At 61.3% G+C, this 11,332-nt stretch carries 4 protein-coding genes; 3 read left to right on the top strand and 1 reads right to left on the bottom strand.

The genetic code is table 11. The annotated features are described in order from the left end of the window. Positions 1-4: 4 nt before the first annotated feature. Positions 5-2,236 carry an acylase gene (locus ACI5KX_RS13035; RefSeq protein WP_406811375.1) on the bottom strand — a complete coding sequence of 744 codons (2,232 nt, stop codon included), beginning with the start codon at positions 2,234-2,236 and terminating at the stop codon, positions 5-7. 201 nt (positions 2,237-2,437) lie between these two features. Between ACI5KX_RS13035 and clpB the strand changes: the two genes are divergently transcribed. The 3 genes from clpB (at position 2,438) to ACI5KX_RS13020 (ending at position 10,931) form a co-directional block, all read left to right on the top strand. After that, positions 2,438-5,014, top strand: coding sequence for an ATP-dependent chaperone ClpB (clpB, locus tag ACI5KX_RS13030; RefSeq protein WP_406811091.1), 2,577 nt, complete (start codon positions 2,438-2,440; stop codon positions 5,012-5,014). A gap of 345 nt (positions 5,015-5,359) precedes the next feature. After that, a complete protein-coding gene (locus ACI5KX_RS13025) occupies positions 5,360-8,782 on the top strand; it encodes a TonB-dependent receptor domain-containing protein (protein ID WP_406811090.1) in 3,423 nt (1,140 codons plus the stop codon). Positions 8,783-8,936: 154 nt separating this feature from the next. After that, positions 8,937-10,931 (top strand): alpha/beta hydrolase family protein, encoded by a 1,995-nt coding sequence (locus ACI5KX_RS13020; RefSeq protein WP_406811089.1) that lies wholly within the window; start codon positions 8,937-8,939, stop codon positions 10,929-10,931. The last annotated feature ends 401 nt before the right edge of the window (positions 10,932-11,332 follow it).

Genomic DNA, 11,332 nt, shown 5'->3' with positions numbered 1-11,332 from the left:
TGAATCAGTTGGCGTTCGTGACCGAATATCGGCGCTTAGCATTGGCGAGCACCTCGTCGCGCCAGAAATAGACCGGCTTCAACCTGTGATCGACGAATAGCTGCATCTGGTCTGTGTGGTGCGGGCTGTCGGGCCGGGTGATCGCCGCGCCGAAAGGCTGGATCGATCGCGAAGTCACGCGCCCGCCGTCGCGAGGCCATTCGGTCCACTGGATGAAGCTGTCGCCGTGAACGAGGCTCAATCGTCCGTCTTCGTCGACCTCCCATGTGGTCGAGGCGCGCAGCGTGTCCGATCCGCCATCGAGCGGCAGGTCGACATCGCCCTGGCGCAGACGGAGCAATTCGGACATCGGCGGGTCGAGCCTGCCGAAGTGTTCATTGAGATGGTCGACCGCTTTCTGCAGGTGCTCCGCGATATCGGGCAGCTCGGGCTTGTTCTGGTATTCCGCCGACATGTAATCGCGGATCATCAGCAGCGCGAGGCTGTCCGCATCGCCCTCATTATCAGCGGTGAAATCCCAGCCGAGCAGGAGGTCGCGCGCTTCGGCGAGCTCGCCCTCGGCTTCGAGCGTCTCCAGCGCATCGAACATATCCGCCACATAGCCTTCGCGTTCGTAGGCGGTATCGTATTTGATTCGCTCGAGGCTTGCGCGGTCGAGCAGGCTCGCCTCGGACAGCAGCTTGTAGGCGCGGCGCGAGCGGTTGGTCTGCTTGCGCTCGACGCCCAGCACCGGCGAGAACTCCGCAGGATCGAGATCGCTGCCTTCGCCCGCGGCGGTGAAGGGCTCGTTATTGGCGTTGTAGAGCCACCCGCTCGCCGGATTGATGACCTTGGGGATCTCGGCGTAATCGACTGCGCCCTCCCAGATCAGCTCGCCGCGATCGCCAGGCAGGACGCTGCGCCAATTGGCTTTCACCTCTTCGAGGCCGGGCCGATCGGGTATTGCCGCATTATAGATATAGGCGATGTTGCCGTCCGCATCGGCATAGATGAAATTGGTCGAAGGGATCGCCATCCGCGCGATCTGCTTCTGCCATTCCTCGAAATTCGTCGCCTTGTTGATGCGATAGTACGCGTCGAGCTGTTCGACGCTTCCCATCCCGCCATAGCGGATGGCGAAGAAACCGCGCTCGTTCTTGATCACCGGGCCGTGAACGCTGCGATAGATTTCGCGCGGGATCGGCAGGATGATCGGCCCTATCTTGACCGGCAGGAACACGGTCTTGCTCTCGAGCTCGCGCCATTCGCCGTCGAGCCGGTATTGCGTCCCGTCCTCGTTCATTTCCAGCCGGTAGATGTCCGCCATGTCGGGGCGGTTGACGGTGTTGGTCCACCCGAGATGTTCGTTATGGCCGAGGAAGGGGTAGGGCGATCCCGGGAAGTTCGCCCCGGTAAAGTGCCAGCCTTCCTCGCTCTCCACGGTCAGCTCGTACCACGCCACGCCGCCCCGCAGTGGCTGGTGCGAGTTCGAGATCAGCGTCGTCGGTCCGCCCGACTTCTCAGGGGCGACCGCAAAGGCGTTCGAGCCGAGCAGCGCTGCATCCTCGCCCCACGGCAGCGGGTGGATGCCGGTCATCGCCTGCGCTTCGGCCTCGGCGTCTGCTGGTGCTTCGATACAGGCACAGTCTTCTTCGTCGCGCGGGAAGCCGGGGATGTCGGGCCCGAATTCGCGCCGCAAGTCCTCGCCGGCAACCAGCGGGCCGACCACATTGCCGAGGCCATAGAAGAACGGCTGGCGCAGCACGAACCCCGCGGCGACATCCTCTCCATGGACGGGAAAGAGGCCGGTCAGCTTGATCTCGTCGGGGTTTTCCTCGGCATACTGGTTGAGCCCGGCGGCATAGGCCTCGAACAGCGCGCGCGTGTCGTCGGGCAGCTTCGGGTATTCGCGCTGCGCCGTGCCGCGCGCATCGAGGAGATAGTAGACGTAATCGAACTGCGCGCCTTCTTCGCCCGCGATCGCGCCGTAGCGCCCGCGGCTCATGGCGACCACGTCCTGCAGGGTGAAGAAATCGTCCTCGGCCTGTGCGATGGCGACGCCGAAGGCGACATCGGCATCGGTCTTGCCGTAGATCTTCGGCACACCGAATTCGTCGCGGACGATTTCTGCGGTGTAGATCCGTTCGGGAGGATGCTTTGCGGGATGGGCCATGAACGGCTCCCACGCCGCGAGCGCGACAAACGATACGACCAACAATCCCAGCAGCGCCCACGCGCCGCGCTTTACCCAAACCATCGTCAATCCGTCTCCGAAGGAATTCTTGACGCGGATCAATGCGCGGCTGCCAGCGCGAGGTCAACATGAGGCTTGCAATGCGACTTGCCGCACCCACCTAGTCGAGTAATACACCGGCGACGCGAAAATTCGTCGACAACACCTTGTGTTGCTAAAATGCAACACTATCTGGAGTAGGCCAATTCTGTGAGGGGTCTCTAGATGAATCTCGAAAAGTTTACCGATCGCGCCAAGGGTTTCCTGCAAAGCGCGCAAACCGTCGCGATCCGCATGAATCACCAGCGGATCACGCCGCTGCATATCCTCAAGGCGCTGCTCGAAGACGAGGAAGGCATGGCCGCCGGGCTGATCCAGCGTGCGGGCGGCGAAGCGGCGCTTGCGGTGAGCGCGGTCGATGCCGCGCTGGCCAAGATTCCGCAGGTGACGGGTGGCGGTGCGCAGCAGACGCCGGGTCTCGATAACGATGCGGTGCGCGTGCTCGACCAGGCCGAACAGGCCGCCGACAAGGCGGGCGATTCCTACGTCACGGTAGAGATGATGCTTGTCGCGCTGGCGCTCGCGCCCGGCGCGACCGGCGGGGCGTTGAAATCCGCGAGCATCACCCCGCAAAGCCTCAATGCGGCCATCGACCAGCTGCGCGGCGGGCGCACGGCCGACAGTGCCAATGCCGAAGCAAGCTACGACGCGATGGAGAAGTATGCCCGCGACCTCACTCAGGCTGCGCGCGATGGCAAGCTCGATCCTGTGATCGGGCGCGACGAGGAAATCCGCCGCACGATCCAGATCCTCGCCCGCCGGACCAAGAACAACCCCGCGCTGATCGGTGAGCCCGGCACCGGCAAGACCGCGATCGCCGAGGGCCTTGCGCTGCGCATCGCCAATGGCGACGTGCCCGACAGCCTCAAGGGCCGCACGCTGATGTCGCTCGACATGGGCTCCCTGATCGCGGGCGCGAAGTATCGCGGCGAATTCGAGGAACGGCTGAAATCGGTGCTCGACGAGGTGAAGGGCGCCGAAGGCAATATCATCCTGTTCATCGACGAGATGCACACTCTGATTGGGGCAGGCGCAAGCGAAGGCTCGATGGACGCCTCGAACCTCCTCAAGCCCGCGCTCTCGCGCGGCGAGCTGCACTGTATCGGGGCCACGACGCTCGACGAATACCAGAAATATGTCGAGAAGGACCCCGCGCTGCAGCGGCGGTTCCAGCCGGTCTTCATCGACGAGCCGAGCGTGGAAGACACCGTCAGCATCCTGCGCGGCATCAAGGACAAGTACGAACTGCACCACGGGGTGCGGATAACCGACGGCGCGATCGTCGCCGCCGCGCGCCTTTCCGACCGTTACATTTCGAACCGTTTCCTGCCCGACAAGGCGATCGACCTGATGGACGAGGCCGCGTCGCGCATCCGCATGGAAGTCGAATCGAAGCCCGAGGAAATCGAGGCTCTCGACCGGCGGATCATCCAGCTGAAGATCGAGGAATCGGCGCTCGCCAAGGAGGATGACGACGCTTCGCAGGAACGCCTCGCCAACCTGCGCAAGGAGCTCGCCGAGCTCGAGCAGGAAAGCTCGGAACTCACCACCCGTTGGCAGAACGAGCGCGACAAGATCGAAGCCGAAGGCAAGATCAAGGAAAAGCTCGACCACGCCAGGCTCGAGCTCGAACAGGCGCAGCGCGAGGGCGATCTCGCCAAGGCCGGCGAGCTCTCCTACGGCACCATCCCGCAGCTCGAAAAGCAGCTCGAAGAAGCCGAAGCGATGAGCGAAAATGCGCTGCTGCGCGAGGAAGTGACAGAAGAAGACATCGCCAGCGTGGTCTCTCGCTGGACGGGCATCCCGATCGACAAGATGATGGAAGGCGAGCGCGACAAGCTGCTCGATATGGAGAACATTCTCGGCAAGCGGGTGATCGGGCAGGAACAGGCGATAAAGGCCGTGTCCAAGGCGGTCCGCCGCGCGCGTGCCGGCCTGCAGGATCCGAACCGTCCGCTGGGCAGCTTCCTCTTCCTCGGGCCCACCGGGGTCGGCAAGACCGAACTGACCAAAGCGCTCGCCGAATTCCTGTTCGACGACGACCAGGCGATGGTCCGGATCGACATGTCGGAGTTCATGGAGAAGCACTCGGTCGCCCGCCTTATCGGCGCGCCTCCGGGATATGTCGGCTACGACGAAGGCGGCGTGCTGACCGAAGCGGTGCGGCGCCGTCCGTACCAGGTGGTGCTGTTCGACGAGGTCGAGAAAGCACACGGCGATGTGTTCAACGTGCTGCTGCAGGTGCTCGACGACGGGCGCCTGACCGACGGGCAGGGCCGCGTGGTCGATTTCTCGAACACGCTGATCATCCTCACCTCGAACCTCGGCAGCCAGTACCTGTCGAACCTCGGCGACGACCAGACAGTTGCCGATGTCGAGGACCAGGTGATGGATGTCGTGCGCGGGCATTTCCGCCCCGAGTTCCTCAACCGGCTCGACGAGATCATCCTGTTCCACCGCCTCGCGCAGGAGCATATGGCGCCGATCGTCGAGATCCAGGTCAAGCGCGTGCAGAAACTGCTCGACGACCGCAAGATCACACTCGATTTGACCGACGCCGCGCTGCGCTGGCTCGGACGGGTCGGCTACGATCCGGTCTATGGCGCACGTCCGCTGAAGCGGGCGGTGCAGAAATACCTGCAAGACCCGCTCGCCGAGATGCTGCTTGAAGGAAAGGTGACCGACGGCACGACTCTCAAGATCGATGAGGGTGACGGTGAACTGAAAATGGTGGCTGCCTGACCGTTACCCGAAGGCGCAACGATCTGACGCTCGAGGGATACCATGAACAGCAGGGACGGATTGTTTCACACGATCGGTCCTTCTTTGTATTTAATGGAAAGCCACAATAGTGCCAGATTTCCTGACCGCATCCTGTCTGTGGGATTAACGCAACACAGCGCTGAAAAGTTTGGGTGGCGCACTCGGCGCTTTGACATCAAACTTTCACTATTGCACACAGCCGACACCGCAGGGGCTTTGTGGTGAATCGAGCAGGGGCTTTCCTGTCGAGACCGAAATTCGGTCGCGGCAGGAAATTTAGTTCGTTGACCTGACAAAGCTCCGGTTGTCGCAACTGGAGTGATCATGAAAAAGTTTCACAGCAATTCGGTGAAGGCGCTGGCATTCTCCGCGTCCGCACTCGCATTCGTAATCGCCGGTCCGGCCTACGCGCAGGATGAAGGCGAAGATGGCCAGGAAGAGGCCGAGGAAGAAGAAGAGGTCGATGTAACGACCGATGCTTCGGGCCAGCCCCAACCTTCGGGCGGCATCACCGTCACCGGTTCGCGTATCGTTCGCGACACCTACAGCTCGATTTCGCCGCTGCAGGTCCTGACCACCGAAAACCAGCAGTCGGTCGGTGCATTCGACCCCGCACAGATCCTGCAGCGCTCCGAAAGCGCCGCCGGTCAGCAGATCGATGCGACCTTCCAGGGCTTCGTGCTCGACAACGGCCCGGGTTCGCAGACGCTGAACCTGCGCGGCCTTGGTGCCGACCGTACGCTTCTCCTCGTCAACGGCCGCCGTCTGGCGCCTGCCGGTGTGGAAGGTGCGCCGACCAACCCGTCGCTTAACCTTATCCCCTCGACTCTGGTCGACCGTTACGACCTGCTGCTCGACGGCGCGTCATCGGTTTACGGTTCGGACGCTGTCGCCGGTGTGGGTAACCTCATCCTGCGCAAGGACTTCGACGGCCTCGAGCTTCAGGCCAACGGCAACGTCAACGAGCAGGGTGGCGGCAACGACTATGTCGTCAGCGCGGCGTGGGGCTTCAACACCGACCGTGCCTTCTTCGGCATCGGTGCGGAATACGCCTATCGCGATGAAATCATCCAGGCCGACCGCGACTTCCTTTCGGGTTGTAACACTGAGTATGAAATCGACGAAGACGGCAACATCTACACCTTGGGCAAGGCGGACAACGCAGTCGTCCAGGACCGCACGCCGGGCGTGTCGGTTTCGGAAAGCCCGTGTAAGATTGGCGGCATTTCCGGCCGTATCTTCCAGCCATACGCCCGTTTCGGCTCGGTTTACTTCCCCGCCAACGGCAACATTGCCAACTTCCCGCTCGATCCGCGCACCGGTCGTCCGTTCAACTTCGGTGAATCGACCAACGCCCGCGGTATCGATCTGGACACGAACAATGACGGCATCCGCGATGTCGACTTCCAGAACGTCAACACCAATGGCGGCCCGACCGAGCTGAACCGGACCTTCATTCCGGAGCAGGAACTCTACAACGTATTCGCCTACGGTGAGTATACGTTCCCGGGCGAAGCCAACATCACGCCGTTCTTCGAAGCACAGTATTCGCGTGCGGAAATCTTCCAGCCGCGGGCTGGTGCTCCGCAGATCTTCCCTTCGGTTCCGGCTGCAAACCAGTTCAACCCTTGCAACTGGACGACGAACCCGAACGGCGTCGACTGTCGCGCGATCGACAACGCGCTTCAGGCAGCGACCTCGCCGAACCCGCCGGGAGCGCTCTCGACCGGTTTCGATCTGCCGACCGTTCCAATCGCATCGATCGTGGGTGACCGTAACAACTTCGAAGTCACGCAGGAGCAGTATCGCGGCGTTCTCGGTGTTCGCGGTGACCTGCCGTTCATCGGTTCGAGCTGGACCTTCGAAATCGCAGGCGTCTATTCACGCTCCGAAGGTAAGTCGTCGCGCGACGGCATCCGTGAGGACCGCCTTGCTCTCGCACTCGGCCTCGACCCGACGGCCGATTACGATGGCGACGGCATCGTCGATAATGACGGCGATGGCATCGCGGACGATTACGATAACGGTGTCGATGTCTTCCGCGGCAACCCGCTCTTCATCGGCGAATGTAACACGGCCGGTCTCGCCAATCCGGACTTGGCCGCACCCGATCTGGCCGCGGGCTGCGTACCGGTCAATCTCTTCGCTGCCAGCGTTCTGACCGGCGAGCAGGGCGATTTCGCAACGCAGGCCGAGCGTGACTATGTGTTCGACCAGCGGACGTTCGATACCACCTACGAGCAGACCCTGCTCTCTGCGTTCATCACCGGTGACCTGTTCGAACTGCCGGCTGGTCCGGTCGGTGTCGTGGTCGGTGGCGAATATCGCAACGACAAGATCGAATCGGATCCTGCGTTTACCGCGTCGAACGGACTGTTCTTCGGCTTCTTCTCCGACGGCGGTGCCAGCGGCTCGCGTTCGGTCGTGGAAGCGTTCGGCGAAATCGACGTCCCGCTCATCGCGGGCGAGACGCTGGTCGAAGAGCTGAATGTGAACTTCTCGGGCCGTATCACGGACGACGAGTTTTACGGCACCAACGGCACCTACTCGATCAAGGCGGGTTGGCGTCCGGTCGCGCCGCTGCTGCTGAAGTTCAGCTACGGCACATCGTTCCGTGCGCCGAACCTGCGCGAGCTTTTCCTCCGCAGTCAGTCGGGCTTTGGCACTCTGTTCGATCCGTGCGCGGTTCCGGATGCCGCCTTCCAGAACGGGGCGTATGATCCAAGCCTGGATCAGCGTGAAGCGGTCGTTCTCGAAAACTGCATTCGTGAAGGACGCGATCCGACCAGTGTGGGTATCGATGACGAAGGTCTGAACACTCAGCAGGCAGTCAGCGGCGAAATCTTCGGCGGTGGCGTGATTGCCAACGGTTCGAACCTTGATCCGGAAACTTCGACGTCGCTGACCACTGGTTTCGCCTTCGAAGAGAGCTTCGCAAGCGGTTTCGACTTCTCGTTGAACTTCAACTACTACGACATCCAGTTGAAGGACTCGATCATCGAGCCGAATGCGCAGTTCGTCATCAACGACTGCTTTACCCGCGACGATGGGACCCGCAGTCAGTTCTGTGATCGTATCTTCGTGGACAGCTTCGGTCGTCAGCTGATCAGCGGCGTGTTCCAGGGCTTCCTCAACCTCGATCAGGAATCGGTTCGCGGTATCGATATCAACGCCAGCTTCGGCTATCCGCTCATGATCGGCGGTTCGGAGTTCGACCTTGGTCTGAACATCCGTGCGAACCACCTGATCGAACGTTCGAGCCTGTTCACCAATGATGACGGATCGATCTCCGAAGAAGATTTCGCGGGCGAGTTTGGCTTCCCGAGCTGGACCGGTCGTGCGACCTTCACCGTCGACTACGATGACTTCCGCTTCACCTGGCAGACCCGCTACATCGGCGACGTCGAACAGGATCCGGATGGGATCGACCCCTTCGACGACGTGTTCGGCAACCTCGGCACCGGCTTCTTCTCCGACACCTGCACCGGTGCCGGTACGGCCAACGTTACCGGTGACGGTAACTTCTGCCGCGACGTCGGTTTCGCCGAAGAGTGGTTCGAGCACACCGCATCGATCCGTTGGGACAACGGCACGATCCGCATCATCGCGGGTGTGACCAACATCTTCGACACGGCTCCGCCGCTGATCGACACCAACGAAGTGTTCGGTGTATCGAACATTCCGATCGGTAACGGCTACAACCTCGACGGTCGCGAGTTCTTCGGTCAGCTCCTCTATCGCTTCTGATTGAAAAACGCTCGTTAGAGCCAAAAAAGGCGGCCTCTCGCACTTGCCGAGAGGCCGCTTTTTTGTTTTATTGCAACTCGTTCGAGCCGCTGGACGGGAGGCCAGGCGACTCAGTTGAACGCCCATCCATTCTCAATCTGGAAGAGTTCTGAAGATGAAGCTTTTGAAAGCCCCCCTGATGGCCGCAATGGTCGGCGTGTCCGCGCTCGGCCTTAGCGTCGCTGCGCCCAGCGACACCCAGGCGCAAGCATCTGTCCCGGTCGATGTCTGGGCGCTGCGCTCCGTGGTCAACGCGGTGCAGGTTTCGCCCGATGGCAAGCACGTGCTGGTGCACAAGGTGGAAAGCCGTGACGGCGAATACCTGCTGGAAATCTACTCGACGGATGACCTTTCCAAGCCGCTGCGTCGGCTGAATGCGGACCCGATGGAAATCGTCAGCGCGCAATGGGTCAGCAATAATTTCATTTTCGGCACGGCGTGGCAGGTCAATCGCAGCACCGTGAAGCGGCCGGAACAGGACGTGCGAGACTACCTCGCCTATTCCTACAACCTCGAAGAAAACGAATTCAGCAAGGCGGCGGGTGAGTTCCAACTCATCGGCACTCTGCCCAAAGAGCCGAACAAAATCCTGATCGCTGAAGGGAACGCGATCCCGGACCCGACTGGTGTCGACCCCTTCGCGGCATTCCGCCCGCGTGCGTATTACAAGTTCAACCTTGAATCCGGGGGCAAGGAACTCGTTATGAAGGGGAACAGCAAGTTCCCCACCGTGCAGCGCTGGGATAGCGACGGGAACCCGCGCTACACCTCGGTTCTTGATGCGAATGATGGCAAGCTGAAGGAATACTACCGCAAGCCGGGCGACGGTTCCTGGACCCTTTTCCAGGAAACCGACATGGAGGACCAGGGCAACCTGTATCGCATTCTCGGCGGTATCCATGGAATTGCGGGCTTCAGCGCCGACGATCCGAATATCGGGTATCTGATCGATAACCGCGACGGCGAAGACAAGGCCGCGCTCTACGAGTTCGACTTCAACACCGGGTCAGTCGGCGAAAAGCTCGTCGCGGTGGAGGATGCCGACATTATGGGCCTCCAGCTTCATTCGATCCCCGGCAACGACAAGGTTGTGGCCGCACGCTATCCTGGTGCCAAGATGGAGCGGGCTTGGTTCGACGCTGACGAAAAGGCGCTCTACGACGCTCTCGAACAGCAAATTCCCTACGCTCACCAGGTGACGATCACCAGCCGGTCGGTCGATGGCAAGACGATGATCGTCCAGAACGTCGGTCCGCGCGATCCCGGATCGTTCTGGATGGTCAAGAACGGTCAACTCGCGAAACTTGGAAGCCGCAATCCGCTGGTCAATCCCGAGCAGCTCTCCGACGTGAAGTACATCCGCTACAAGGCGCGCGACGGACTTGAGATCCCGGCTTACATCACCATTCCGAAGGGCGAAGGTCCGTTCCCGCTGGTCGTCCAGCATAACGGCGGCCCGCACGTGAACGGCATGGTTCTCTATGACGAGATTGGCCAGATGCTGGCCAATGCCGGTTATATGGTTCTGCACCCCGAAAACCGTATTTCCACCGGCTGGGGCCAGAAGCACTTCGACGCCGGCTATGGCGAGCACGGCCTTGCCATGCAGGACGACAAGGACGACGGGGTGAAGTACCTGATTGAACAGGGCCTCGTGGATCCCGACCGGGTTGCTTTCATGGGTTGGTCGTATGGTGGATATGCTGCGCTCGTGGCGGCCAGCCGCGAGAACAATCTCTACCAGTGCTCGATCGCCGTGGCGGCTGTCGCCGATGCGGAAAAGCAGTACATGGGCCGCCGGAACACCGATCTCAAGGCGCTCGACGAATGGTCGAAGCGGCGCGGGACGATCGGCGTAAACCCGATCAATGAGGTGTCCAAGGTCAACATTCCGCTGCTGATGGTGCACGGCGACGTCGATCGGCGCGTGATGTATTATCACTTCAAGGACTACAAGAAGGCATTCGAAGCGGCAGGCAAGAAAGGGCAGTTCGTGACTCTTGAAGGCGCGGACCACTTCTCGAACACGCTGATGTTTGATCATCAGCAGCAGCTGTTCACGAAGGTGCTCGATTATTTGGCGAACGATTGCGGCCCGGGCGGCCTTTGATCCGGAGCCTGATACGATGACAAGGGCCCGCGTTCTCCAACGAGAACGCGGGTCTTTTGATTGGAGCGGGCACGGCGATGGTCCCGACTCTTTCCCCGTTCTGCATCGCTCGCGGTACTTGCCGGGCTGGTTGCGTCCTGTACGCCTCTTCGGACGAAACGCGCCAGACCCAGCCCAGTACTCGCAGCTCATGGCTGCGGTGCCCGACTTCCGTCCCGAGGCTGCCGCGCAGCGTGAGGCTTAGCTTCGCTCCGGAAGAACGCGATTGGCGTGCAGGCCTGGTCGACTACCGGACGTGGATCGCAGCTGCGGCCTGTTATGAGCCGACGGATATCGGAGGCAGTGCATGGTTCGAGGACCGGGGAGGGCGCGAGAAATTCGGACGAGGCCGTCCCGCTGGG

This window comes from Erythrobacter sp. GH1-10, assembly GCF_045363165.1.
Taxonomy (GTDB): domain Bacteria; phylum Pseudomonadota; class Alphaproteobacteria; order Sphingomonadales; family Sphingomonadaceae; genus Erythrobacter.
The sequence above is the reverse complement of the archived record's forward strand: the minus strand, read 5'-3'. Positions and strand labels throughout refer to the sequence as shown.